General features: G+C 48.1%; 22 protein-coding genes. 9 read left to right on the top strand and 13 right to left on the bottom strand.

The features are described from left to right. Nucleotides 1–329: 329 nt before the first annotated feature. Nucleotides 330–884, bottom strand: coding sequence for a methylated-DNA--[protein]-cysteine S-methyltransferase (locus ACFVQB_RS28620; protein WP_379447294.1), 555 nt, complete (start codon nucleotides 882–884; stop codon nucleotides 330–332). 62 nt (nucleotides 885–946) lie between these two features. Then, a complete protein-coding gene (locus ACFVQB_RS28615; RefSeq protein WP_379447291.1) occupies nucleotides 947–1,651 on the bottom strand; it encodes a DNA alkylation repair protein in 705 nt (234 codons plus the stop codon). A gap of 326 nt (nucleotides 1,652–1,977) precedes the next feature. On the opposite strand from ACFVQB_RS28615, the gene mgtE reads away from it, so the two are divergent. After that, the gene (mgtE, locus tag ACFVQB_RS28610) at nucleotides 1,978–3,348 is read left to right on the top strand and encodes a magnesium transporter (protein WP_379447289.1); all 1,371 of its coding nucleotides are present in this window, start codon (nucleotides 1,978–1,980) and stop codon (nucleotides 3,346–3,348) included. Nucleotides 3,349–3,457: 109 nt separating this feature from the next. Here the strand turns inward: mgtE and mmsB are convergent, their stop codons facing one another. The 6 genes from mmsB to ACFVQB_RS28580 form a co-directional block, all read right to left on the bottom strand. Beyond that, the gene (mmsB, locus tag ACFVQB_RS28605) at nucleotides 3,458–4,621 is read right to left on the bottom strand and encodes a multiple monosaccharide ABC transporter permease (RefSeq protein WP_379447283.1); all 1,164 of its coding nucleotides are present in this window, start codon (nucleotides 4,619–4,621) and stop codon (nucleotides 3,458–3,460) included. After that, on the bottom strand, nucleotides 4,605–6,155 hold the full coding sequence (mmsA, locus tag ACFVQB_RS28600; RefSeq protein ID WP_379447281.1) for a multiple monosaccharide ABC transporter ATP-binding protein: 1,551 nt from the start codon (nucleotides 6,153–6,155) through the stop codon (nucleotides 4,605–4,607). The genes mmsB and mmsA overlap by 17 nt, the downstream gene beginning before the upstream one ends. Before the next feature lie 21 nt (nucleotides 6,156–6,176). Continuing rightward, nucleotides 6,177–7,262 (bottom strand): multiple monosaccharide ABC transporter substrate-binding protein, encoded by a 1,086-nt coding sequence (gene chvE / locus ACFVQB_RS28595; RefSeq protein ID WP_379447278.1) that lies wholly within the window; start codon nucleotides 7,260–7,262, stop codon nucleotides 6,177–6,179. A 316-nt stretch (nucleotides 7,263–7,578) separates the two neighbouring features. Then, nucleotides 7,579–8,841, bottom strand: a complete 1,263-nt coding sequence (locus ACFVQB_RS28590; RefSeq protein WP_379447626.1) for a response regulator transcription factor — start codon at nucleotides 8,839–8,841, stop codon at nucleotides 7,579–7,581. A gap of 41 nt (nucleotides 8,842–8,882) precedes the next feature. Further along, nucleotides 8,883–10,850: a cache domain-containing sensor histidine kinase gene (locus tag ACFVQB_RS28585; RefSeq protein WP_379447623.1), complete on the bottom strand. Its 1,968-nt coding sequence runs from the start codon at nucleotides 10,848–10,850 to the stop codon at nucleotides 8,883–8,885. Next, the gene (locus tag ACFVQB_RS28580; RefSeq protein WP_379447275.1) at nucleotides 10,831–11,838 is read right to left on the bottom strand and encodes a substrate-binding domain-containing protein; all 1,008 of its coding nucleotides are present in this window, start codon (nucleotides 11,836–11,838) and stop codon (nucleotides 10,831–10,833) included. The genes ACFVQB_RS28585 and ACFVQB_RS28580 overlap by 20 nt, the downstream gene beginning before the upstream one ends. 192 nt (nucleotides 11,839–12,030) lie before the next feature. On the opposite strand from ACFVQB_RS28580, the gene ACFVQB_RS28575 reads away from it, so the two are divergent. Next, complete coding sequence (locus ACFVQB_RS28575) at nucleotides 12,031–12,612, top strand: LysE family translocator (RefSeq protein WP_379447272.1); 582 nt, start codon at nucleotides 12,031–12,033, stop codon at nucleotides 12,610–12,612. Nucleotides 12,613–12,633: 21 nt separating this feature from the next. After that, nucleotides 12,634–13,410 carry an AraC family transcriptional regulator gene (locus ACFVQB_RS28570; RefSeq protein ID WP_379447270.1) on the top strand — a complete coding sequence of 259 codons (777 nt, stop codon included), beginning with the start codon at nucleotides 12,634–12,636 and terminating at the stop codon, nucleotides 13,408–13,410. A gap of 135 nt (nucleotides 13,411–13,545) precedes the next feature. On the opposite strand, the gene ACFVQB_RS28565 is transcribed toward ACFVQB_RS28570, so the two are convergent. After that, the gene (locus ACFVQB_RS28565; RefSeq protein WP_379447258.1) at nucleotides 13,546–14,112 is read right to left on the bottom strand and encodes a hypothetical protein; all 567 of its coding nucleotides are present in this window, start codon (nucleotides 14,110–14,112) and stop codon (nucleotides 13,546–13,548) included. Nucleotides 14,113–14,267: 155 nt separating this feature from the next. Continuing rightward, complete coding sequence (locus tag ACFVQB_RS28560; RefSeq protein WP_379447256.1) at nucleotides 14,268–15,098, bottom strand: hypothetical protein; 831 nt, start codon at nucleotides 15,096–15,098, stop codon at nucleotides 14,268–14,270. Nucleotides 15,099–15,273: 175 nt separating this feature from the next. Between ACFVQB_RS28560 and ACFVQB_RS28555 the strand changes: the two genes are divergently transcribed. Both ACFVQB_RS28555 and ACFVQB_RS28550 read left to right on the top strand, forming a co-directional pair. Then, on the top strand, nucleotides 15,274–15,945 hold the full coding sequence (locus ACFVQB_RS28555) for a response regulator transcription factor (protein WP_379447254.1): 672 nt from the start codon (nucleotides 15,274–15,276) through the stop codon (nucleotides 15,943–15,945). Then, nucleotides 15,942–17,351, top strand: coding sequence for a sensor histidine kinase (locus tag ACFVQB_RS28550; protein ID WP_379447251.1), 1,410 nt, complete (start codon nucleotides 15,942–15,944; stop codon nucleotides 17,349–17,351). Before ACFVQB_RS28555 ends, ACFVQB_RS28550 begins: the two co-directional genes overlap by 4 nt. 119 nt (nucleotides 17,352–17,470) lie before the next feature. Here ACFVQB_RS28550 and ACFVQB_RS28545 read toward each other — a convergent pair whose 3' ends face one another. Next, nucleotides 17,471–18,046 (bottom strand): undecaprenyl-diphosphatase, encoded by a 576-nt coding sequence (locus ACFVQB_RS28545; protein ID WP_379447243.1) that lies wholly within the window; start codon nucleotides 18,044–18,046, stop codon nucleotides 17,471–17,473. 122 nt (nucleotides 18,047–18,168) lie between these two features. Here ACFVQB_RS28545 and ACFVQB_RS28540 point away from each other — a divergent pair, with 122 nt between their 5' ends. After that, entirely contained in the window at nucleotides 18,169–18,837 is a 669-nt protein-coding gene (locus tag ACFVQB_RS28540; protein ID WP_379447241.1) for a phosphatase PAP2 family protein, read from the top strand. Between the two features lie 223 nt (nucleotides 18,838–19,060). Here the strand turns inward: ACFVQB_RS28540 and ACFVQB_RS28535 are convergent, their stop codons facing one another. Next, nucleotides 19,061–20,512 (bottom strand): glycoside hydrolase family 1 protein, encoded by a 1,452-nt coding sequence (locus ACFVQB_RS28535; RefSeq protein ID WP_379447621.1) that lies wholly within the window; start codon nucleotides 20,510–20,512, stop codon nucleotides 19,061–19,063. Nucleotides 20,513–20,583: 71 nt separating this feature from the next. Between ACFVQB_RS28535 and ACFVQB_RS28530 the strand changes: the two genes are divergently transcribed. From ACFVQB_RS28530 to ACFVQB_RS28520, 3 genes are all read left to right on the top strand, one after another. Then, nucleotides 20,584–21,525: a helix-turn-helix transcriptional regulator gene (locus tag ACFVQB_RS28530; RefSeq protein ID WP_379447239.1), complete on the top strand. Its 942-nt coding sequence runs from the start codon at nucleotides 20,584–20,586 to the stop codon at nucleotides 21,523–21,525. Between the two features lie 72 nt (nucleotides 21,526–21,597). Then, nucleotides 21,598–22,413, top strand: a complete 816-nt coding sequence (locus ACFVQB_RS28525; RefSeq protein ID WP_379447237.1) for a class I SAM-dependent methyltransferase — start codon at nucleotides 21,598–21,600, stop codon at nucleotides 22,411–22,413. A gap of 103 nt (nucleotides 22,414–22,516) precedes the next feature. Continuing rightward, a complete protein-coding gene (locus ACFVQB_RS28520; protein WP_379447236.1) occupies nucleotides 22,517–23,320 on the top strand; it encodes a MerR family transcriptional regulator in 804 nt (267 codons plus the stop codon). A 150-nt stretch (nucleotides 23,321–23,470) separates the two neighbouring features. Here the strand turns inward: ACFVQB_RS28520 and ACFVQB_RS28515 are convergent, their stop codons facing one another. Further along, on the bottom strand, nucleotides 23,471–24,265 hold the full coding sequence (locus ACFVQB_RS28515) for a hypothetical protein (RefSeq protein WP_379447235.1): 795 nt from the start codon (nucleotides 24,263–24,265) through the stop codon (nucleotides 23,471–23,473). Nucleotides 24,266–24,269: the final 4 nt, after the last annotated feature.

The following is a 24,269-nucleotide window of genomic DNA, read 5'->3' as shown; positions in this document are numbered from 1 at the left end:
ATCAAGCATCGTAATGAACCATAGACGCCTTATTGCCTTGCTTTGTGAGTCTTTGCGCATCAAGCTGCAGGTTTTTTACTGGAATAAGACGGCTGAGATTCGTTAGCTTTTGCATATCACACTATTACTCACAATAAGGTGTAGGAGATTCGTTAGCATCATTACTCAGAAAGAAAAGAAAAACTACCGCGATATTTGCGTTCATCTTCCATTCTCCTAACAGTAGAGAATGGAAAAAACAGGCACTAGGAGTGCCTGTACATATTTAGAACCAATTGAAGCACTTAGCTATAGTTCCCTGCTTCTTTTTTATATGAAAATATAATTGATCAGAAATTAAACCGCGCATGCCCGCCATCGGTCACGCCTTCGATTTGTTCAATATTTAGCAGTCTGCGCTTCATCTCCAGTCCTCCGCGAAAACCGGTCAGCTTGCGGTTGGCACCGATGATGCGGTGACACGGAAGCAGTACCGGAATGGGATTGGAGCCATTGGCGGCCCCAACAGCTCGCACCGCTGAAGGTCTTCCCACCGCCGTAGCAATGTCGCCATAGGTTCTTGTCTCACCATAAGGAACATTTCCAAGTTCGGTCCACACCTGCTGTTGGAACTGCGTTCCGATCAAATCAAGAGGAATTTCGTCTGTGAAAGCCACTTTGTCTCCGGCAAAGTAGGCTTGCAGCCAATCCGTCATGCCTGTCTGCTTCAACGCTGCTTCGTTCTCTTCGAGCGCCACTCCAGGAGCAATTCTGCCAATCCAACTGCTCCAATCTTCCAGCGTTTCATTGGGCATAATGACCCGGCATAACCCTTTTTCGGTGGCAAGCAATACCCACGGACGACCGTCCAGTTCCATTTTGGTCCACATGATGCTCTTTCTCATACGTCTATCGTCCTTCCCCTCGTAAGTTTATATCTGGTTTCTTTTCTCGTTATGCACACATACTACACACGAACCGGTTTTATCGCTTTCCGTTTCATGCTGCGGATGATCTGCTTCGTCTCCGGATCAACACGATAGGACTCCGTTATTTTCTGAAGAGCCTTATTATACGTAAAGTCGTCCAAGGTATTGTCCTGCAAATAACGCAGCGTGGCTTCAGGCTGTTTCACATAAGCGATGGAAATCGCCCAGGCTACTGCCATTTTCACATAGTAACCTTCGTGATGAATGGTATCTAATGCAGCCAGCACTTTGCTGATATATTGTTCTTCCATATAAAAGTTCAACAGCATCACAACCCCGAAGCGAATATCATACTCCTGGTTGGATACCAGATAAGGCTGCAAGAATTGCCACACCTCATCCTGATGAGCCTTGGTATATTTCAAACCGCCGCAAAAGCTGTCGCATACCGACCAGTTATCTATTTTGGGAACAAACCAGGCAATATGCTGCAGAAGTTCCTCAATATCTGCTTGGGCATGACCGATGACCATCGCTTGCAGCATCACTTCTTCAAAATAATCATCATCAGCGGTTTTCAGATAAGCACGCCAGTCCTCTTTGACGATTTGTTTCGCCATCTTGCGTATTTCAGGCAGTCTCACACCTAACAGATTGGTGATATTCGGAATGAGCGCAGCCGAGAATTTCTGATATTCCGGTTCGACCAGAGATAACAATTGTGTTCTTACAACCGTTTCCACATGTCTCCTCCTCATCGGGTTTTCTACATCAAGTATATCCCGGCAGCATCCATTTGTAAGCCCATATCGAATGTTTTAGCAAGATTACAATATCCATTTCCCGTAGTCGCTGTTTAACTTTCATCCCATTCCGTTTAAGAATACGGAGTTGAATCCATTTGAAATATGTTCAACCAAACATTTACACAATAACGGAGAGGACAGAAATAACTTTTCATAAAGGAATCAAAGAAATCTGGGGATAACAGCGATCGGAAGGTTGTTCTGTCATCGGAGTGCCAGTGTAAATATTCTTTAGTTGAACCCATCTAGAAAGGAGACTACATATGAACCGCTCCCATCCCAAAAAAGATTTTTCGGTTGAAGAGATTACGGAGCTCCTTGTGCAATTCGTGCAAACCCAAAACCTGACCGAATTTTATAAATGGGCCAAAGAACTGCATCCCTACGACCTTTCCCTCGTATATAAAAAGTTCCCTGAACAAGAGACAAAACGATTCTTGCTCTTATTCAAACCTGATATTCTCGCCGACATGGCAGAAGCGCTCACGCTTCACGAACAGGTGCATCTGTTCGAACAGTTAGGCCCGGAACGCACCCTTGAAGTCATGCAGCAAATGGACAAAAGTGATCTGATTCGCTTCATGCATGATCTGCCCCTCAAACGCCGGGAAGAACTGCTATCTACGATGAACCTGGATCACTCTTCGATCATCCGCTCCGTGCTGAACTATCCACCGGAGACGGCGGGACGAATCATGACCGATCGATACCGTACCCTGTTATCGCATGAAACCGCGAAGGAGGCGTTGAGAGAATCACAGGCTACGCTGCACATTCCTGCGACCAGTTATCTGTATGTCACCGATGGTGAAGGCAAACTGGTCGGAGTCGTGAGTTATCAATCCCTTGCTCAGGCAGATGACAACACCAAAGTGGAAGAGCTGATGACCCGGCGTGTCATCCATGCAACAGTCGATATGGACCAGGAAGAAGCTGCACAGCTGTTGCAGCGTTATGAGTTTATGGCTCTGCCTGTCGTGGATGAAAACCGCAGATTATGCGGTGTTATCCAAATGGATGATGTCATTGATATTATTATGGACGAGGCCAGTGAAGACATCGCCAAGATGGGTGGCGGCAGTAAAGACATCGATTTTGATACCAAACCGCTGGTTGCCGTCAGACGTCGCCTTCCTTGGCTGATCTTATTGTTATTCATCGGACTGATCTCCGGCAGCATCGTGGATTTTTTCGAGGACACGCTGAATCAGGTTGTGGCACTGGCGTTCTTCATGCCCATGATAGCCGGTATGACGGGGAATACGGGTACACAATCCCTTGCTGTCGTTGTGCGCGGACTGATTGGACGCAAGCTGGACAAGGCTACAGTGCTCGCGCTAATTGGCCGGGAGATTAAGGTAGGCACAATGATTGGACTTGTATGCGGCTTGATGATTACCGTCATCGCCTACTTCTGGCAAGGTGACTGGCTGCTCGGCGCCATTATTGGTGTATCCCTGTTTTTCACCCTCGTTATTGGTACACTTACGGGTACCTGTATTCCACTCTTGCTCAGCCGTTTCAACGTTGATCCAGCTGTTGCCTCCGGCCCGTTAATCACCACGCTGAATGATATCTTGTCCCTGTTTATCTATTTCGGCATCGCAACCCGCTTCCTAGGGGTATTGATGTAATTATCTGTTTTCCTATACCGAGAAAACCATAAAACAGACCAGATCCAGCGGATCGGTCTGTTCTATAGTTTGTACAAGACGTTCGCTTGCAGCAGGATTCTGCCAAATGCTAAGTCATTCTTTTGTTTTTATTATAGATATCGAAGGCTACTGCCAGCAACAGTACCAGACCCTTGATGCCCTGCTGCCAGTCTATCCCCAAACCGATCAGGGACATCCCGTTGTTCAGAACACCCATGACCAAACCACCGATGATCGCACCGAATACGGTCCCGATTCCTCCCGAAGCGGAAGCTCCGCCGATAAAGCAGGCTGCAATAGCATCCAGCTCAAAGTTGGTACCGGCTCTTGGGGTAGCCGCGTTCAGTCTTGCTGCGAAAATCAGGCCGGAAATGGCAGCCATCACGCCCATGTTTACAAATACCCAGAACGTCACTTTTTTCGTTTTCACTCCGGACAGACCTGCAGCCTTCTCATTGCCTCCAAGTGCATATACATGGCGTCCCATTACGGTGCGGTTCATGATGAAGGAGTAAACGACAATCAATACAAACAGCAGAATCAGAATATTCGGAATGCCTGCATAGCTCGCAAGCATAAAGGTGAACAGATTCGTCACTGCAGTCACGACCAGCAGCTTGAGCAGGAAGAGCCCCTGAGATACAACCTCGAATCCGTATTTACGCTGGGAACGGCGCTCCCGAAGTTCATTTACGATATACCAGACAGTGAGAACAAGACCAACGATGATCGACACCAGACCGAGGCCTGATAATTGAATATCGGGCAGGAAGCCTGAGCTTATTTTCTGAAACCCGCCTGGAAAAGGAGAGATCGACTGCCCCTCCAGCACAATCATTGTCAAGCCTCGGAAGAGCAGCATGCCGGCCAGGGTTACGATAAATGCCGGAATCCGCACATACGCAATCCAAAAGCCCTGCCACGCCCCAATCAGCGCGCCGACCACCAAAGCCGCAATGACCGCCAGCCAGGCCGGAAGCTGCCAATCGACCATCATGATCGCTGCAACCGCGCCTACAAAAGCAGCAATCGAACCTACTGACAAATCGATATGTCCGGTAATGATGACCAGCACCATTCCGATGGCCAACACCAGAATGTAGCTGTTTTGCAGAATCAGATTTGTAATGTTAATCGGCTTGAGCAGCAGTCCGCCAGTCAGCACCTCGAACAACAGCATAATTACAACCAGTGCGATAATCATGCCATATTGCCGTATATTGTTTTTGAACAGTCTAGTTAACATTTCCATGCTTCCCGCCTCCTGACTTCGTCATATATCTCATCAACGTCTCCTGCGATGCTTCTTCCCGGCTGACTTGCCCTGTAATGCGCCCGGCATTCATCACGTAAATCCGGTCACACAGGCCCAGTACCTCCGGAAGTTCGGAAGAAATCACCAGCACGCCTTTGCCCTCGGCGGCGAGCCGATGGATAATGGTATAGATTTCAAATTTGGCCCCGACATCGATCCCTCGTGTTGGTTCATCCAGAATGAGAATATCCGGACCGGCAAAAATCCACTTGCTCAGCACTACCTTCTGCTGGTTCCCGCCGCTCAAATTTCCCGTTTTCTGCAAAATGCTCGGTGCTTTGATATTCATGTTTTTTTTCATATCCTCGGCTACCAGCACTTCCTCTCGTTCGTTCACAACGGCATTTCTGGTCAGCTTGCCCAGACCCGTCAGCGAAATGTTCCGCTTGATATCGTCCATGAGAATCAGACCGTATTCCTTGCGGTCCTCCGTTACATAAGCGAAGCCGTTCTGAATCGCCTCTGTCACGCTGTTGTTCTGAATGGGTTTGCCATCCTTGATGAGTTGGCCCGTAATGCCGCGTCCATAAGATTTGCCAAATATGCTCATTGCAAGCTCCGTACGCCCGGCTCCCATCAGACCGGCAATACCTACAATTTCGCCTCGTCTGATGTTCATGTTGACCTGATCCAGCACCTTCCGATCAGCATGATGTTCGTGATACACGGTCCAGTCTTTCACTTCGAGGATAACTTCACCGATTTGCGCATGGCGCTCCGGATAGCGGCTGGTCAGATCGCGGCCTACCATTCCGCTGATAATCCGATCTTCCGTCACCATATCCTTTTTCATATCCAGCGTCTCAATGGTCTTGCCGTCCCGCAAGATCGTCACCGAATCGGACACCTTGGACACCTCGTTCAACTTGTGGGAAATCAGAATACAGGCGATGCCCTGCTTCTTGAATTCCAGCATCAACTGAAGCAAATTCTCACTGTCATGCTCGTTCAGTGCAGCAGTGGGCTCATCCAGAATGAGCAGTCGTACCTTTTTGGAGAGCGCCTTTGCAATCTCAACCAGCTGCTGCTTGCCCACACCGATGCTGGATACAAGACTGTTCGGATTTTCGCTCAGTCCCACTTTGGCGAGCAATTCCCGTGTCCCGACAAACGTTTCTTTCCAGTCGATAATCCCTTTGCTCGCGCGCTCGTTACCCAGATATATATTTTCCGCAATTGAAAGGTAGGGAATCAGTGCCAGCTCCTGGTGGATGATGACAATACCCAGATCCTCACTTTGTTTAATATCCTTGAACTCACACGGTTTGCCCTGAAATAAAATCTCTCCTTCATATGTTCCATGTGGATATACACCGCTAAGTACTTTCATCAACGTGGATTTCCCTGCTCCATTCTCACCGCAGAGTGCATGAATCTCGCCTTCTCTGACCTTGAGATTGACATTTTCCAGCGCTTTTACACCGGGGAAGGTTTTGGTGATGCCCTTCATTTCCAGAATAATTCCAGCCATGAGATCTACTCCTTTCCATCGCTAGTTCAATCCGATTTCTTCCTTGGTATAATATTGACTGCCTACAATATCCTTCTCTACGTTCGTCCGATCCACGGAAATCGGGTCAAGCAAATAGGCCGGAACGATCTTTATACCGTTGTTATAAGACTTATCGTCGTTCACTTCCGCCGATTTCCCTTGTAATATGCTATTGGCCATCTCTACCGTCTTCTCCGCCAGCTTGCGGGTATCCTTGAATACGGTCTGCGTCTGTTCTCCGGCCACAATGGATTTGATCGAAGCCAGTTCGGCATCCTGACCTGTAATCACCGGCAGCGGCTTGTTCGCTGTGCCGTAACCGATACCTTTCAACGATGAAATGATCCCGATACTGATCCCATCATAAGGGGATAACACCGCATCCAGGTTGTCTCCCGAGTAATAGGCACTGAGCAGATTATCCATACGCGATTGTGCCAGAGCGCCGTCCCAGCGCAGCGTTGCAATCTGGGCCATCGTCGTCTGCTTGCTTCGCACAACCAGCTTGCCGGAATCGATATATGGCTTGAGGATTGACATTGCACCGTCAAAGAAGAAATAGGCGTTGTTGTCATCGGGGGAGCCGCCAAACAACTCTATGTTATACGGTCCTTTCCCTTCCTTAAGCCCCAGCTTTTGCTCGATGTAGGATGCCTGCAGCACTCCCACCTTGAAATTATCAAACGTCGCATAATAGGTTAAATACGGCGTATTTCGGATAAGCCGATCGTATGAAATGACCTGTATGCCCTCGTCATGCGCTTTCTTGATTACATCTGTCAGCGTATTGCCATCCACAGAAGCAATCACCATCACGTCTACACCCTTGGTGATCATGTTCTCAATCTGAGAAATCTGATTCTCCACCACGTCCTCCGCATACTGCAGATCGGTTTTGTACCCCTGCTCCTGAAAGAGGCGGACCATATTCTCCCCATCCCCAACCCAGCGTTCGGAGGATTTGGTAGGCATCGAAATGCCGACATACCCTTTTTCCTTACTGCCTGTTCCACTCTCGGCCAGATTGCAGGCAGATAGCATTAAGGTCATCACCAGAAGCCAGATGAGCAGTGCTCCTTTTTTCATAAGAACTTCCCCTTTCCTCAAATCATGTGGACTTCAACGACTCATTAGGATAACGCCTACAATGTATCGCGTTTATGTAAGCGGTTATTTCTATCTGAATCCATCGTAGCATGCCGAAACAAGGGAGGTCTTTGCTGCATTTGAACCTTTTTTATAAAATTTCAACTTTTGTAACGAGCGGAACATGGGACTGAGGATGGGCAGACTTGCTGTGCAGAAGAAATGATGTGGACAGCAGCTAACAACAAAAAAAGGGACTTGCTCTGCTTGATACAGCAGAACAAATCCCTTAATGAATATCTCTTGTTCAACCAGCCTATTCTCCCTTGGATGACGTCACAATCCTCGAACCGCCGCTTTTGCGGTACTGTGCAGGTGAAATGCCCATCGTTTTTTTGAATGCGGTACTGAAATAATGCTGTGTATCGTAACCCACATGCTCAGCAATTTGGTGCACAGGCAGTACCGTAGAATCCAGCAGCTGTACTGCCTTCCGGATACGAGCATGCGTAACAAGTGTCACGAAGGAATCCAACTCTTTTTTGAGCACCCGACTCAAATATACCGGAGATACTTGCAGACGGGATGCAAGCGTGTCCAGTGTCAGATTCCGATCCGCATATTCCGCTTGAATAAGCTGTCTTGCCCGGCGCACCAGCGGTGACAGCCGAACTTCGCCATATACCAATTCACGACACTCGCGATACGTATTCGGCGCTTCCTCCACGGTACCGGTATGCATCTCCATATGAGCGTGGACAGCGATGTTCAGGCATGAAATGACGGTCTGCTCAATTGAAGACTCCAGATCTTCCGATGCCGCCTGCCATAAACAGATGCCAATCAGTCCATTCGGGTCCCGGAACAGTACATACGGCAGATCCCCCAGTAATTCGGCAACGATATTTTCCGTGGCAAAAAGGAATAATTGACGATCATTCTCCCGCATAATGGTCTGGCGTGTTTCTGCCGCGGGCCAGCGTACGATTCCAATCTGCACAGGCGGATCAGATGGCAGACGCAAAAATGCGAGCTGCTCGATCAGCCCTTTTCCCTCTGTTTGTCCCTCCAGCCAATCCAGGCAAAAACGCTGACGAAGCAGCGGAATATTGCGTTCAATCTGATCTGCAGCCTGTCTTACATATGCTGTTCGCTTATGCTCTTCATCCATACGCTGACGCAGACGTGCAAGTGCAGCATACAGCTGCTCCGATTGTACAGGCTTCAAGATGTAATCCTCCACCCCTAGCCGAACAGCCTCCTGTGCATAAGCAAATTCATCATGTCCAGACACGATCAGACAGCGGCAATTGGGGCAATTATCCTGAAGGCCGCGTATCAAGTCAATCCCGTTCAGAAAGGGCATGTTCATATCAACCAATACGATATCCACGCACAGATCTACAGCCAGTTCCAGCGCTTCCTCCCCGTCTTCAGCTTCTCCGGCAACCTCCATGCCCAGTGCAGTCCAGTTGATCGAATCCCGGATGCCCTCCCGAATAATGGGCTCATCATCAGCAATCAGAACCCGGTAATATCTCTCCAAAGGCTCTGTTTCTGTTGCAGCCGATGCTGTCATCCCTTCCGCGGAAGTCCATGTGGTTGATGCTGTAAAATGTTTCATTCGCTCCCCTCCCTCTCTTTACTGTCCAATAACTGCACCGCCGGAAGTTCTCGCAGTAACGGGTGAACGATCGTCACGCATGTACCATTTCCTTCCTTGCTGTCCAGTACAATACCGTATTCTTCGCCAAACGTCAGGCGAAGACGGGCCTGTACATTCAACATTCCGTAGCTTTTCCCTGCTTTTCCGGGCAGTGATGCCGTTTCTAAACTTTCCATAGGGGATGCTAGGAGCTGCTCCATCTCTGCCAGCCGCTCCCCGGACATGCCTGCTCCATCGTCCTGAATCAATAGCAACAGTTTGCCCTGTTCTGTTTTGGCCTCCACCCGAATCTTGCCAGGCCCTCGTCTGCCCTTGATCCCATGATAGATCGCGTTTTCTACCAGGGGCTGGAGCAGCAGTTTGAGCACAAACAACTCCCGTATATCATCGGGAACAATTAATTCATACTGCAAACGATCACGGTACCGTGTCTGCTGAATCTGTAAATAACTGGTAATATGTTCAAGCTCGGCGTGCAGCGTAAGGAAATCATTCCCTTTGCTGAGACCAATGCGAAAAAGTCGGGATAAGGCACCCACCATCTCGGATACATCATTCGCGCCTTCTTTGCGAGCCATCCAATGGATCGTATCCAGCGTATTGTATAAAAAATGAGGTTTAATATGCTCCTGCAAACTGCGCATCTCCGCCTCCCGCTTCTGCCGCTCCTTTAGTTCATTAAGGGATATGAGTTGCCGGATCTGTGCCAGCATGCGGTTAAAACTTCTGCCCAGCATACCGATCTCATCCGCACGGTCGCTCCAGCGGCCCGACATGAGATTTCCCGTCTCCGCCCTGCGCATGTAAGACATCAGCCGGAAGATTGGCTGCGCAATGGAGCGCGAAAACCACAGGGAGGTGCTCAGACCGAACAAACAGACCACGAATACAAAGCTCACTACATAAAACTGAATTTGGCGTACCTCTGTTATGGATTCCCGCGCGGGAAACACCCCTACCGTTCTCCACCCCGTGAACGTGGAGGATTGATACAGGAATAACAGCTCCTTCCCATCCGCTTCGGCGTTAAATGTCCCGCTGTCACCAGACTTGAACCAGTCTGCAGGAATCTGTTCCACCAGCGGATGCTCCGGCATATAGACGCTCCGTCCTTCTGCATCCGTCACCATCACATAGCCCGATTTTCCCAGGGTTACATTTCTGGCTGCCTGAGAGACAGATCGCAGCTTGAGGTCAATCATAATGACACCCAGTACACGACCTGACGCTTCATCCGTTATGGAGCGCGCAACCGATACAATTTCATTATCCTTATACCGTACATGTGTCGTAATATTGCGCTCCCTTGGCTGACCCAGCACCGTAAAAATACCAGGATTCGCCGAAGCCCTCTTGTACCAGTCCTCCCGGGTCAGGCTTTGCCTCGCGCGGGGGTACATCTCATTGCTGATATAGTCACCGCTCCCATTAGCAAGAACGATTCCGGCAATCTCAGGATACAACGTCGTGAAGCCCTGCAAGGTTTGCTTGATTCCATACAGCTGATCTTGCTCCGTGACATTTGGTTCCTTATCCGATGTAGTAGTGCCCGTGCCAGTATCGTTATCCGACGCCGTTTTTCCTTTCATAAAAGCGACAATGTCGGGATCAAATGCAATCAGGTACGTCATGTTTTGCAGGTTCTCCATCTTGCTGTCAAGCGCTTCATTTACTTTGCCAATAAGCTGCATCGTATGTCCCTCAACCTGTCGTTCCACAATCCGTTCTACGGTCCAATTCACAAGCAACCCCAGTCCTACAGAAGGCACGATTGCAAATAATAAAAAGAGCAGCATCAGCTGATAACGGAGCGGCATATTACGCAAGCGCAAACGGTGCAGGCTCTTCTTCATCCTGCTGCGGATCGCTTCCCTGCTCCGGCTGCTCCCCTGCCGATTGTGTTTATTTGGCATAATAATCATCCACATTCGCGCTTGTCACCACAGAGATTCCGGTATCCACCGTTACCGGCAGCGGTGCATTCTCACCGGAAGTGGATGGGGCAGGTACGGTTAGCTGATGATGCAGATGGAATAAATATTGAAGCGACCAGTACCCCATATTCCAGGTTCCCTGCGCAATTGTAGCCGAAATCGTGCCGCCCTTGATCATATCCAGCGTGGCCTTGTTTGTATCAAAAGATATAATTTTGAGCGAACGTCCATCCTTGGAATTCTGGACTGCTTCACCCGCGCCTGCTCCTCCGGTCGCCTCGGTCACAAAAATACCCGCCAGCTTCGGGTGTGCCTTCATCAGTCTAAGCGTCTCGTCTCTGGATACCATCGCATCTCCGTGTCCATCCGCAACTTCCACCACCTTCATGGATGGATAACGCTGCTCAATCGTATCGCGGAAGCCCTTGGCTCGCTCCTCATGATTCTGCTGCCCAGGCAGCGTCAGCACGGCGACTTCCCCTTCGCGGGCCATCAGCTCGGCCATCTTGTCAGCAGCCGTTACACCCGCCTTGTAATTGTCGGTCCCGAGAAAAGAATACGCCCGGCTTGCGGGTGCATCCGCATCAAACAATACGACAGGAATGTCCGCGTCGATGGCCTTGTTAATTGCGGGAATCAGCGATTGCGGATCGATCGCAGAGATGGCAATTCCCGCCGGTTTGCGTGCAATGGCCTGTTCGATCACCGTTGTCTGTTCCTTCGCATCGTACCGGGTAGCTCCGCGGTACTCCACGGTTACGCCAAGCGCATCCCCTGCATCCTCGAAGCCTTTCAGAGGACTCTTCCAATATTCCAGCCCGGACTGGAATGTGATCATCATGTACGTTTCACCAATATCCCCGCGCAATCCCCTGTCTTCCCAGGAGCCATTCACCTGGCTGGAGTATTCGAACCGGAGCACATACAACGCAAATGCCGAGATTAGCAAAATATAAACCAGCAGCATTTTTTTCATTCCGTTCACTTCCTCAAATGATCTGTCAGCTCAATCTGCTTAAATTGTAAACGCAATCATATAAAAAGGAAACCGTCTTCATATCCCGATTATTCTTTGTTACCCTTTCCTTGGTCATTTTGCTGCAATAATGTACTATAAGCCAATGCCTACTCGGAGTATGATCATGTAACTACAACTCGGGGAGGCACTATGAATCTTACATCCTTTTTCATCTATTGTATTGTCGTTACCTTTACACCTGGCCCCAGCAATATTGTGATTCTCACTTCCGTCGGGCAGGTTGGTCCCCGGAAAACGATGGAATATGTGTGGGGAGCCACAGTTGCATTTGGCTTGTTACTTACCGCTTCTGCTCTTCTCAATCATGCTCTCGCTGAGGTATTGCCTGGCATTCTCCATGTGATGCAGATTGTGGGTAGTGTCTATATGTTATATCTGGCTTATCAAGTCTATAAAATGGGTTCCACCGAGACAGCATCGAAGCAAGTTACGGGTTTTCTGAACGGTTTAATCATGCAGTTTGTGAATCCAAAGGTAGTTCTGTTCACGTTCACTGTCATTCCCAGCTATGTGCTGCCGTACTACGATAGCACCATGTCAACGCTTCTGTTCGTGATTATCATTACTATCATTGGCTTTCTGGCCTATTCCAGTTGGGTCGTTTTTGGCTCCGTCTTCAGAACGTTACTTAATCGTCATCAAAAAGCACTGAGTATCCTTATGGCCCTTTTTTTGTTATACTCAGCCATTATGGTATCGGGAATCATCTAACGCGCGGGAGGTGTGTGCAGCATGGAATTGTTTAACTATAAGAAATCACAGGACGTACTGGCTCTATCCGCCAGCTTTACGGATTTCACCTATAAAAAACATTGTCACGAGGAATATGCGGTTGGAGTAACGCTGCGCGGTATTCAGCAATACCATCTGGACGGACACTATCAGGCCTCCCACAAAAACGGCGTGATGCTGTTCAACCGGGAACAGTCCCACGATGGAAGCTCTTATGACAAGGCTGGCATAGACTATGTCATGCTTTATCTGAAGCCGGATTTGGTCCAAGAGATCCTCGGGAAGAAGGAATTGCGTTTTACCACTCCCATCGTCTATGACCCTGTGCTTGCACGAAGTATTCTAATGCTGAATGATGCCGTTCAAAACGGACAAGATGAAGCAAAGTGCAGTGAACTGCTCTTTGACCTGTTGCAACTGCTCTCCAAATCTGAAATGGACACCAAGCTTTGGCGACCTCAGGATAGTCTGGTCCGAAAAGCCAAAGAAATGATGTTTTGCAGTATTGAAGATGTGCTGAAACTGGACGATTTGTGTGCGGAATTTAACATGTCCAAGTTTCAATTTATCCGCGAGTTTAAGTCCCAGGCCGGCATATCCCCTTACCAGTTTTTTCTGAATTGCAAGGTGGAGCGTGCCAGACAGTCCATTGAAACGCATAAAGATATTTACTTTGCTGTAGCCGAATGTGGTTTTGTCGACCTGACTCATCTGAACAGACACTTTAAACGGGTATTCGGTATCACGGCTTATGAATACATGCTACAGTTAAACTAATTAAATCCGTACGATTATCCGACCAAATGTAGAAAATCCCCGCATGGAACGCGAGTTTACCTCAACGTTCCACACGGGGATTTGATTTTTTTCCTCCGTTGCCGAAATACCACTTTTCCTTCAATTAGACCTACATTAAGTACGCTTTTTCCTTCTCCAGATCCAGCCACTTACCAATACAAGCAATAAAATAAGTCCACCATACATAATGAGATAAAATGACCAGCTTCGTCCATAATCGATTTCTTTAAAATCATCCGGATTCACTACTTTTCCTGCACCTAACAGCTTTAACGCGTCTCCAGCCTGATCAACGGAAACATTGCCACTGCAAAGATTCGTATGCAGCCTATCGTCCACTTTATCCTGATAGGCAAAAATCAGATAGGATTGGTTCTTCTCCAATTGAATCCCGCAAGAATCTGAACCGGCATCATTTCCCATGACAGTCATTCGTTTAGAAGAAACACCCTTCCATGCGGTATCCACTTCAAAGGTATAGGCTCTCAATCGATCAGTGCTGAATATTTGCGTCCCACCCCTTTTCACCACTTTCCCTGTAAAAACCGACGCGTACGTCTCCAGCTTCTCTTGAGCGTTCGAATCGACACAACTGCAAGCATACGCTCGACCTTCCGGTACCAGCAGAAATCCGGCTGTAATGAACAACAGAGCTAACGTTACGATTATTGCACACTTCATTTCTTTTTCCCCTTCCCGTATTGAACATCACTCGTAATCCACCGGGTAATTTCTTTACATTTCACAATTATGGAATATTATAACACACTAAAAAACCCCCTTTATGGGGGTTCTTTTCGAGCTATCGCTTGGTTTTTGATTCAATGTCCTTATCATTATTTAAGAAAAGACTGAGAAATCTGTTTTGCTGTATCCAGCATAACCGAATCACCGGACATCACTGTTAAAATACTCGCTCGGGTATTCACATCCATCTTCTTCAGAATATCTATCGTTTTGGCGGAATCGGTCTGGAACAATTTTTGAATCAGTTTGGCTGCACTTGGGGAAGACATTTTCGATAAGGTATGTACCAGTTCCTTTACTGATTGGCTGGTTATGTCGCTGTTTTGCTTATTGATTTTACGCTGAATGAGCGCAAGCTCACGATCCGTAACCACGGAGCGAGGCTTCATTTGCACCGAAAGGCTGCCAACCCGTTCCGGGTCCATTTTACTCCAGATTTTCGCTCTCTGTTCTGTGGACATCTCGGTCATTGCGTACACAATCTCCAGATCGGGCAATTGTACAAGTGCAGCAGCAGCCTTGCTTGGAGGCATATCGGCGTAAGTCCTGGCAATATCCTTGGCTGCGGCAATATGATCCGTTGAAGGTACAGCTGGCACCGTCGACGTTGTGGAAGCTGTGGCCTGTGACTGACTGGATTGCTGTGCTTGCGACGAAGCTCCTGATGGTGCTGTCTGAGCTTGACTGACTGGATTGGCAGATACAACAGGCGGTGTGGTACGAACTCCGGCTACACTTTCTACAGCATGCAATACGGTGTCCTTTACAGACGGAACCAGGAAAAATGCCACTGCTCCGGTAGCGCCAATGCAGATCAGGGTAACAAGCCACCCCCTCCCGGATGATTTTTTCTTCGTTGATGTTTTGGATGTGCTCTTGGCTGGTTCAGGTTTGATCTTGGGCTGGCTTATTATGATCACTTCTCTCTCGTACTGGGGTTAAGCCCATTCTAGACCTTCTGCATTAAAATTTGATAAGAAAACCGCATTACTTTTTTTAATCTTTTCCAATTTGAATGTTGTACACTGGACTTGGTAAGCTTAACCTGTAAGCTCGTTTTGACTGCTCCCAAATTTAAGGAATGGACCGATTCTGATGAGAAACATATTACTGATTGAAGATGAGAAAAATCTGGCTCGCTTTATAGAACTGGAATTGCAGCATGAAGCCTACACAGTCAGTGTAGCCTACGATGGAAGACACGGACTTAAACTGGCACTCGAAAAGGAGTGGGATCTGATCCTGCTCGATCTAATGTTGCCCGGCCTTAACGGCGTAGAGGTGTGCAGGAGAATACGCAACATCAAACAAACACCCATTATTATGATTACGGCTCGTGATGGTGTGATGGATCGCGTCATGGGACTCGACAGCGGAGCCGATGATTATATTCCGAAGCCTTTTGCTATTGAAGAGCTGCTTGCACGGATGAGGTCCTTATTTCGCCGTTCCAACATCGGCAGCGAACATTCCGTACTGATTCATTATGGATTGCATCTGGATCTGGAGGCGCGCATTTTCAAGAAAGACGGAGAGGTTATTGAATTAACCCGGCGCGAATTTGACCTGCTGGTGATCCTCATGCAAAATATGGGTCGTGTCATGACCCGGGAGATGCTGCTGGATCTGGTGTGGGGATACGATGCTGACGTGGAGACTAACGTGGTTGATGTCTACATCAGTTATTTGCGCAGTAAAATTGATGCTTCGGGCTCTCCCAGCTTTGTGCAGACGATACGAGGCTTGGGTTACGGGATTCAGAAATGATGCGCTGGATTCGAAAATATCTCCCCCGCTCCCATTGGTCTATCCGCTGGAAATTGACGATCTGGATTTCACTATTGTTGGGCACGCTGTTTATTGTATATAACATCGTTCAATACTTTGTAATTAACGAATGGCTCATTGATCAGGAACAGCAAAATATGGAGAAAAGCATGAATGAGATAGAAAGTTACCTTCAAGAGAAAGAAGTGTCATCAGCACAAATTGCAGACAACCGTTCTTTTATGACCAAGTTCAATCAGGAGAATCAGATGATCCGCATTCTGGATCAGGAAGGAACTGTACTTCTTGAAGTAACCAACCGCCTTCCTGAACAGTGGATCGACCCGCAAACGGTGCAAGAACGCATTCTGATCAATGCATGGCACTACGAAGATCACCTGCTCATTATGAGATCACCACTCATAACCACAAATTTCAGCGGGACTATTGAAATGGTGACCAACCTGGAAAATACGGATAAACTAAGCGATATGCTGCTGCTGGTCATGTTTGGCGGAGGGATTGCTGCTGTGGGTTTAAGCATTCTGGGCGCGATTGTCCTTTCACGCCAGTTCGTCAAGCCTATTACGACCATGAATGCAACGATGATCCAGATTCAGCAGAAGGGACTTCATGAACGGGTGGATGTGCCGGATCAGCATGATGAGTTGACCAACCTCGCACGAATGTTCAACCGACTGATGGATGAGCTGGAGCTTTCGTTTCAGCAACAAAAGCAGTTTGTGGAAGATGCCTCGCACGAGTTACGTACACCCATAGCCATTATTGAAGGACATATTTCCCTGTTGAACCGTTGGGGCAAGCATGATCCGGACATTTTGAATGAATCCCTGGATGTTTCCGCTCAGGAGCTTAAACGGTTAAAAACTATAGTTAATGAACTGTTATTACTTAGCCAAGCCGAGTCTGGGCACATTGCAGTTGAGACTGCGGTCGATCTTCGCCAGACGGTACAGCATGCGCTCACCAACGTTGTGCACTTGCACCCGGATGCTGCCTTTGACATTGATCTGGAGCACCTGTCTGATATTAAAGTGGAGATACTCCCTCAACATCTGGAGCAGATCCTGCGGATTTTGATTGATAATGCCGTTAAATATTCACCACTGACCAAAGAGATTCAAGTCCACGGAATGCGACGTGACAACGATGTATGTATTCAGGTTGCCGATAAAGGTATGGGCATTCCGGGAGAGGATTTGCCATATGTTTTTGACCGTTTCTACCGAGTTGATAAAGCCCGCAGTCGCGAACAAGGCGGTACCGGGCTGGGACTCGCCATTGCGGAACGCCTCGTCAAACGATACAACGGGCAGATATTCATCGATACCCATGTAAATGAAGGAACGACCGTAAGTGTCCTGCTTCCCACATCTGCATCCTGAATGTCGGAAACCAACACCGGACATGAATAAGGAGGGCTGCGCAACAGCCCTCTTTTTCACCACTACAGTGTGGCCTCTTTACTTCCAGCGGAACAGCTGATTCGCAGGTGAACAGCTGCTCATTTGCGGTTTTCTGATTGGAATGTTCTCGCTTGATGAGGGATGAACAGGGCTGGAAGTTTCATACGGATGAAAATCCGCCCGATTCCCCAGGCGCTTGCCACACCAATGAGTGCGCCGGCAGCTACATCCGAGGGATAGTGTACACCAGACCATACGCGAGCAATAGCAATGAAAGTGGCGATGAGAACCCACCCCCACCGATACCTGACGTGACCCAGCCAAAATGCAGTGGCACATGCAAAGGCAACCGTCGCATGATCACTTGGAAAGGAAGCATCAGCACTGTGGCTGATTAATTGAATCACCGAATGGGTCACAAATGGCCGGTCTCTGTGCAGCAAGTGACCTGTAACAAAGCTGACGGCGGTCCCCGCACATGCTGCCAAAATGGCTTGCAGCACAATCATGCGTCTTTTTTGACTCTTCGATGTCCAGTACACAAACATTCCCGCAGGAAACATAAAAAGAGCATATTTCGCAAAAAATATCATGATGCCATCCAGATACGAGAGCTGTACCGCCTGCTGGTTAATCCAATGAAAAAGCTGGTAATCAAATCGTATAAAAGACATAAGTAATCCCCTTTTCCCAGTTTAATGAGCCTGCATTTAATCATAGCCCACTTTTCTGGGAACAGCTTTAAGGGTAAATTAGAAAACGATAAGAAAACAGACACCCTGGAGGAACATAACCATTGAAACAAAATTTGAGAAAGAATATTTCCATACCGTTGCTCGCCGCAGCACTAAGCCTTGCTGTATTTGCAATCATTGCCCTGTCCATCAGCGATAACCAGATCCACCGGTTTGACGATACCCTGATGACGTGGCTTCAGGGCATGGAATCCCCGGGCATGACCCAGTGGATGGAGCTGTTCACCTGGATTGGCAGCGGCTTACCCGTCGTCGCAATTACCCTCATTTCGATGATCGTTTTGTATGTCTTTTTAGGGCACCGACGGGAGCTTCTATTTTTGGGCTGTGTCATCGCAGGCTCTGCAATACTAAACACCCTGCTGAAGCTCGTGTTTCAGCGTGCGAGACCCACCATTCACCGAATCATTGAAGAGACCGGGTACAGCTTCCCCAGCGGACACTCCATGGCAGCGTTCAGCCTATACGGCGGACTGGCCTTCCTGATCTGGAAGCATGTACCCACAACAGCCGGGCGAATAGCGATGATCATTGTGAGCGCAGCCTTCATTCTTACCATTGGCATGAGCCGCATCTATCTGGGTGTACATTATCCCAGTGATGTAGTCGGAGGTTACTTTTTAAGCGGATGCTGGCTTGCTACATGCATATGGTTCTACCAGCGCTATCTGGAACGAATCTCCCTGCTACAGTCTAAACCTCTGACTTGAACACACTGGAAGCTGTACTAGAATGCGGCTTCACAACTTCACATCGCGTGCATCTCCTGGTGAGCGGTTTAATGAGTGCTACGCATCACGATGACCAGCCGTACGAACAAGCCTGCGTGGTCCTGCCGGAGCCATCGCTGAATACGTTAAAGAACCTCACGGGTGCATCCTGCTCCGGTGAGGTTCTTTAACGTCATTATGAAGCCGTTTTATAGTGCAAAATCTAGAGCTCCTCGCCATTGGATTCAATGACTTTTTTGTACCAGTGGAAGCTCTTCTTCGGTGTTCTGCTCAGATCACCATTGCCATCATTGTCTTTGTTCACATGAATGAAGCCATAACGCTTCTTCATCTCTCCCGTGGATGCGCTGACCAGGTCGATACATCCCCACATGGTGTAAGCAATAAGCTCCACACCATCGGCAACAGCTTCTTTCATTTGTTCAATGTGACCTCTCAAATAATCAATACGATAGTCATCCTGAATGGAGCCATCTGCCTCCACTACATCCACTGCACCCAGCCCGTTCTCCACAACCATCAATGGAATTTGGTAACGGTCATACAGGTGGTTCAGGGTGTAACGCAATCCTTTCGGATCGATCTGCCAGCCCCAGTCGGAAGCTTCCAGATACGGATTTTTGATGCCGCCCAGCAGATTCCCCTCTGCTCTATCCAACGACTCATCCGCACTCTCGACCAAAGACATGTAATAGCTGAAGGAATAGAAGTCCACGCATCCTTCACGCAGAGTCTGTGCATCTTCCGGTTGCATCTCGATCTGGATGCCTTCTTCGGCGAAGAAACGCTTGGCGAATCCAGGGTATGCTCCACGAACCTGTACGTCACCACAGATCATGTTGGACAGTTGGTCCTTCTTCTGTGCAAGTAAAATATCGTCCGGGTTGCATGTATTCGGATAGGTTGTCATGAAAGCGACCATACAGCCGATTTGGAAGTCAGGATTGATTTCATGTCCCAGCTTCACCGCTTTCGCACTTGCAACAAATTGGTGATGAAGCGCCTGGAAGCGGGTCTGTGGATCATCAACGCCATCAATCAATGTCTCTTTACCTTCAAACAGGATACCTGCAGCCATATAAGCCCCCATTGGCATCGTCAGACAGTTGATCTCATTGAAGGTCAGCCAGTATTTCACCTGGTCTTTGTATCGGTTGAAGAGGGTTGTACAATATCTGATATAATAATCAATTACTTCGCGGGAAGCCCAGCCGTTATATTTCTCGGTCAGACCAAATGGCGTCTCGTAGTGAGAAATGGTCACGAGCGGCTCAATGTTGTACTTTTTCAACTCGGCAAAGACGTTGTCATAGAACTGCAATCCCTCTTCGTTTGGCTCCAGATCATAACCGTTCGGGTAGATTCTGGACCAGTTAATGGACATGCGGAACATTTTGAAGCCCATTTCGGCCATCAGGGCAATATCCTCTTTGTAATGACCGTAAAAATCAACCGCTTCATGGCTCGGATAATACGTGCCCTCTTCCAGTACAGGCGTAATCCGCCGCGGTGTCGTGTGCGTTCCACCTGTCATCATATCGGAAGTACTTGGGCCTTTGCCACCCTTGTCCCATCCACCTTCAAACTGATTGGCAGCCGTTGCGCCACCCCAGAAAAATCCGTCTTTCATCGACATCATCCATTCCTCCTTCATGATCTTCGTAACACTGTACATCCAGTGTACCACCCATACCCTGACACCTATTGTCATGGTATAATATAGGCATGGAAAATAACCGATTATTCAGAATGCTATTGCTGTTATTGGAGAAAAAGAAAGCTACCGCCCCCGAGCTCGCGCGTTTGTTCGAGATATCCGTGCGCACGGTGTACCGTGATATCGACAGACTGAGTGCGGCGGGGATTCCCGTATACACGACAACCGGAAAGCATGGCGGCATTCATCTAATGGATAACTTTGTGATGGACAAATCCCTGTTGTCCGAAGATGATCAGAATGAAATTTTGCTTGGATTATATAGCGTCAGCGCCATCCCTCACCTTAACACTGCCCATATGCTTAAACGTTTAACGGCCCTGTTTGATCACAAACTGGATTGGATCGAGTTCGATTTCTCGCCATGGGGCAGTATTCCACTGCAGGAGAGGGAACTGTTCAATCAGGTCAAGCAGGCGATTTTCACCAATCAATGGATTACGTTTCACTATGTCAATTCGGATGGAGAGAAGAGTGTTCCGACCGTTGAGCCTCTCAAACTTTTGTTTAAGAACAGTACTTGGTATTTCAAGGGGTACATTCACGACGAGCATGACCGGAACGAATTTCAGACATTCAAAATGAAACGCATTACCCAGCTGAAATTCCTGCCGAGGGTCCCCCGAAACAACATGAACATCGGATCAACGGAACATGAGACACCAGTCTCTATCAACCAAATCGCTTTGGAACTGTCGTTCTCCAACTCTATTGCATATAGGGTGTATGATTTTTTTGAACCGTCACGCGTTGAAAAAGAGCCCGATGGCAGGCTGCGCGTTGCCTTTGAACTCAATGAGGGAGAATGGCTGTACTCCTTCCTGATGTCATTTGGATCTGACCTGACTGTAATCAAACCTCCACACATTGGACAGGAACTGCTCAGACGACATATCAAAGCGGTAGAGCATTTGCATCAGGTCGTTAACAACAGGTTGGAAAATGAATGATATAATTGAGCTCTGATCATCTGTTGATTCTTTTGCTTTCGTATCCATCCATTTCCTGAAGGAGGTTTGTCCATGCAAGACATTAGACGTAACAATGTGGAACGATTCAAAGGTTTTGGTACGTTATATGACCAAAACCGGCCTGCTGCGCCCACCGAAGTTGTGGATATTTTGACGAATTATTTGGGCAACAAACCTCGCATGGTCGCGGATGTTGGCTGTGGTACCGGCTTATCGTCATGGATTTGGCTAAATGAGGCAGAACGTATTATTGGCGTCGAGCCAAGCGATGATATGAGAGCTGTCGCAGAGTCCAAATGGGAATTGGCAGGCCAACCGGATCATCTTCGCTTTGTCTTCGGCTTATCCCACGAACTGGGACTACCTGATGGCAGTGTGGATATCGTGACCTGCTCACAGTCGTTCCACTGGATGGAGCCCCAGTCCACATTATGCGAATTTGCTCGTGTACTGCGTCCAGGAGGCATATTTGCTGCCTACGACTGTGACTGGCCACCAGTGGTCGATTGGCAGCTGGAACAAGCCTATCTGCAGTTGAATACGGAGGCAGATCATCGAGCTGCCAGTCTGGCTCCCCAGGAAAATCAAGCACATAAATGGAGTAAAGACGGACATTTGCAGCAGATTCAGCAGTCCGGCTTATTCCGTTATTCGCGTGAAATTGTGTTTCATCACCGGGAAACATTCGATGCGGACCGATACGTCAATCTGGCACTAAGCCAAGGCGGCCTGCAAACGGCAGTGAAACTCGGAGCCACTGATCTGCTCGAGGTAGCAGACGAATTTAGACAGTTGGCTACACGCATATTTGATGGAGAATCGAGACAAGTCCTATTCTCTTATCGGATGCGCCTGGGCATCGTCTGATCTTAAGCAAAAAAACACTTGCACCTCCAGTTACGTTAGGAGATATGATGAATTCACCCCTGCAGGGTATTACGTCTATCACGTAGAAGGAGGACAAAACGCAATGTCAAAGGATTATGCGCCGCTTACCATCGGACTTTTTTCCAAAAAAACGGGCGTATCTGTGCGAACTCTCCATTATTACGATGAGATTGGATTGCTAACCCCACATAAAGATCCACAGTCCGGACACCGATTATATGACTATAATGAGATCATACGTCTTCAGCATATACTCTGCTTGAAAACATTGGGCTACAGTCTTGAACATATCTCTGAACTAATTAGTAAGCCAAAGTTCGATTCAGACTGGGCAGACACACTACAGTTGCAGAAAAACATGCTGGAGCAGAAACAGAAAGACATTGAAGTCACCCTGCATACTATGGATCGCATACTGAAACTGATTGCTTCGGAACAGGAAGTGGATCGTTCCGTGCTTCTAAGTCTTATTCACAGCATGCAGACGGAACAGGAGCAAAAAGACTGGCTTCATCAGAAGCTAGATCAGCAGTTGGACGCTAATGTCATCGACTTCATGTTTGAACGGACAACGGATGCACAAACTGAACTGGATCAACATTTTGTTCGACTGACCCAGGAAGTAAAGAACCTGGTCGGGTGCCCCGTGGAGCTTCCTGAAGTTCAGGAGCTAATTCGCAGGCAGCTACAGATAAATCTGGATATGATCGGCGGCCAAGCTTCGCTTGCAGACTATGCACCACTGGCAGAGATGGAGGAAGAAAGCTTGGAAGCACTGGCAAGATTGGCTCCCTCTCCATTCACGCCGGAAGAAGAGGAATGGCTTCAACAAGCCATGGCCTATTATATGAAACAACATGATTTTGAGCTGCCCGGACAGCAATGATCATGCTGCACATTCATTTTCAATGGAACATGATTGCTACGATAAAAGAACAAAAGAAGAAGCCGCCCTGCATGGGCGGCTTCTCGCATGAATTGCTTTTAGCTGGGGAGGAAGATGTCATCTCTCACGAAGACATGTGCATCAACAGCATCAGGATGAGAAGAGGTCACTTAATTGTCCCTCCTGTACATTCAGTGCCAGTACTACTTTTGATGGGTCCTGCTTCGAGTAGATCACGTTAATAATATGACCTTGCTGAACCTGAGGTAGGGTAGATGGATAAATTTCCTTTGGTGTGGTCACCTTAAACGTCTCTCCATTTGACTTCGTTACGCTAAGCGTAAGCTGAAGTTTAATTTTGCCATTCCCCCCGCTTCCAAGCGGAGTAACATCCAAAATCTTGGCCATCGCTTTCTCGCCCGTTCGTGCAATATCCATCATCTCAGGTGCCACGCCATGCTGCACCATCTTCTCATCCAGCAATTGCTGCATATCTTCCTGAGACAATCGTCCTTTCAGATCAAGCCCTACCTTGCGTTCATTCTTCACGGAGACCACTAACGGAATGAAGCTGCCCGGCTGAAACTGAGCCATGGACGTCAACGGTATAATCGTTCTCAACTCGGTATCGTATTTCTCACGTCCTTTACGCGAAACGGTCAGAACCAATCGAACTTCCGGCTGCTCATTAATATACGTGCCCGTCTGCTGGACGCTCTTAATGACGCCAACCGCTGATAAACCTGATTTCACCCGCCCTACGCCGAAGATATTAGCCAAAATGGAGGGAATAAAGATCAGCCCAAATCCGGCAAAAATGGCTGGTGTATACCACCATGCCTGCATAATAATAAAAGGATCATTCCACAACTGCTCTACCAGAAATGGGGAGAACCCTAACCCAAATACAGTCAACACACCTATTAATCTTAGGAAACCTACCATCTGC

Source organism: Paenibacillus sp. NPDC057886, assembly GCF_042796655.1.
Lineage (GTDB): Bacteria > Bacillota > Bacilli > Paenibacillales > Paenibacillaceae > Paenibacillus.
This window is presented reverse-complemented; position numbering and strand designations above follow the sequence as displayed.

Excerpts from the sequence above, each read along its gene's own strand:
- ACFVQB_RS28620 (WP_379447294.1), bottom strand. The coding sequence starts at position 884 with ATGAGAAAGAGCATCATGTGGACCAAAATGGAACTGGACGGTCGTCCG.
- mgtE (WP_379447289.1), top strand. The coding sequence starts at position 1,978 with ATGAACCGCTCCCATCCCAAAAAAGATTTTTCGGTTGAAGAGATTACG.
- mmsB (WP_379447283.1), bottom strand. The coding sequence starts at position 4,621 with ATGGAAATGTTAACTAGACTGTTCAAAAACAATATACGGCAATATGGC.
- mmsA (WP_379447281.1), bottom strand. The coding sequence starts at position 6,155 with ATGGCTGGAATTATTCTGGAAATGAAGGGCATCACCAAAACCTTCCCC.
- chvE (WP_379447278.1), bottom strand. The coding sequence starts at position 7,262 with ATGAAAAAAGGAGCACTGCTCATCTGGCTTCTGGTGATGACCTTAATG.
- ACFVQB_RS28590 (WP_379447626.1), bottom strand. The coding sequence starts at position 8,841 with ATGACAGCATCGGCTGCAACAGAAACAGAGCCTTTGGAGAGATATTAC.
- ACFVQB_RS28585 (WP_379447623.1), bottom strand. The coding sequence starts at position 10,850 with ATGATTATTATGCCAAATAAACACAATCGGCAGGGGAGCAGCCGGAGC.
- ACFVQB_RS28580 (WP_379447275.1), bottom strand. The coding sequence starts at position 11,838 with ATGAAAAAAATGCTGCTGGTTTATATTTTGCTAATCTCGGCATTTGCG.
- ACFVQB_RS28575 (WP_379447272.1), top strand. The coding sequence starts at position 12,031 with ATGAATCTTACATCCTTTTTCATCTATTGTATTGTCGTTACCTTTACA.
- ACFVQB_RS28570 (WP_379447270.1), top strand. The coding sequence starts at position 12,634 with ATGGAATTGTTTAACTATAAGAAATCACAGGACGTACTGGCTCTATCC.
- ACFVQB_RS28565 (WP_379447258.1), bottom strand. The coding sequence starts at position 14,112 with ATGAAGTGTGCAATAATCGTAACGTTAGCTCTGTTGTTCATTACAGCC.
- ACFVQB_RS28555 (WP_379447254.1), top strand. The coding sequence starts at position 15,274 with ATGAGAAACATATTACTGATTGAAGATGAGAAAAATCTGGCTCGCTTT.
- ACFVQB_RS28550 (WP_379447251.1), top strand. The coding sequence starts at position 15,942 with ATGATGCGCTGGATTCGAAAATATCTCCCCCGCTCCCATTGGTCTATC.
- ACFVQB_RS28545 (WP_379447243.1), bottom strand. The coding sequence starts at position 18,046 with ATGTCTTTTATACGATTTGATTACCAGCTTTTTCATTGGATTAACCAG.
- ACFVQB_RS28535 (WP_379447621.1), bottom strand. The coding sequence starts at position 20,512 with ATGAAGGAGGAATGGATGATGTCGATGAAAGACGGATTTTTCTGGGGT.
- ACFVQB_RS28530 (WP_379447239.1), top strand. The coding sequence starts at position 20,584 with ATGGAAAATAACCGATTATTCAGAATGCTATTGCTGTTATTGGAGAAA.
- ACFVQB_RS28525 (WP_379447237.1), top strand. The coding sequence starts at position 21,598 with ATGCAAGACATTAGACGTAACAATGTGGAACGATTCAAAGGTTTTGGT.
- ACFVQB_RS28520 (WP_379447236.1), top strand. The coding sequence starts at position 22,517 with ATGTCAAAGGATTATGCGCCGCTTACCATCGGACTTTTTTCCAAAAAA.
- ACFVQB_RS28515 (WP_379447235.1), bottom strand. The coding sequence starts at position 24,265 with ATGGTAGGTTTCCTAAGATTAATAGGTGTGTTGACTGTATTTGGGTTA.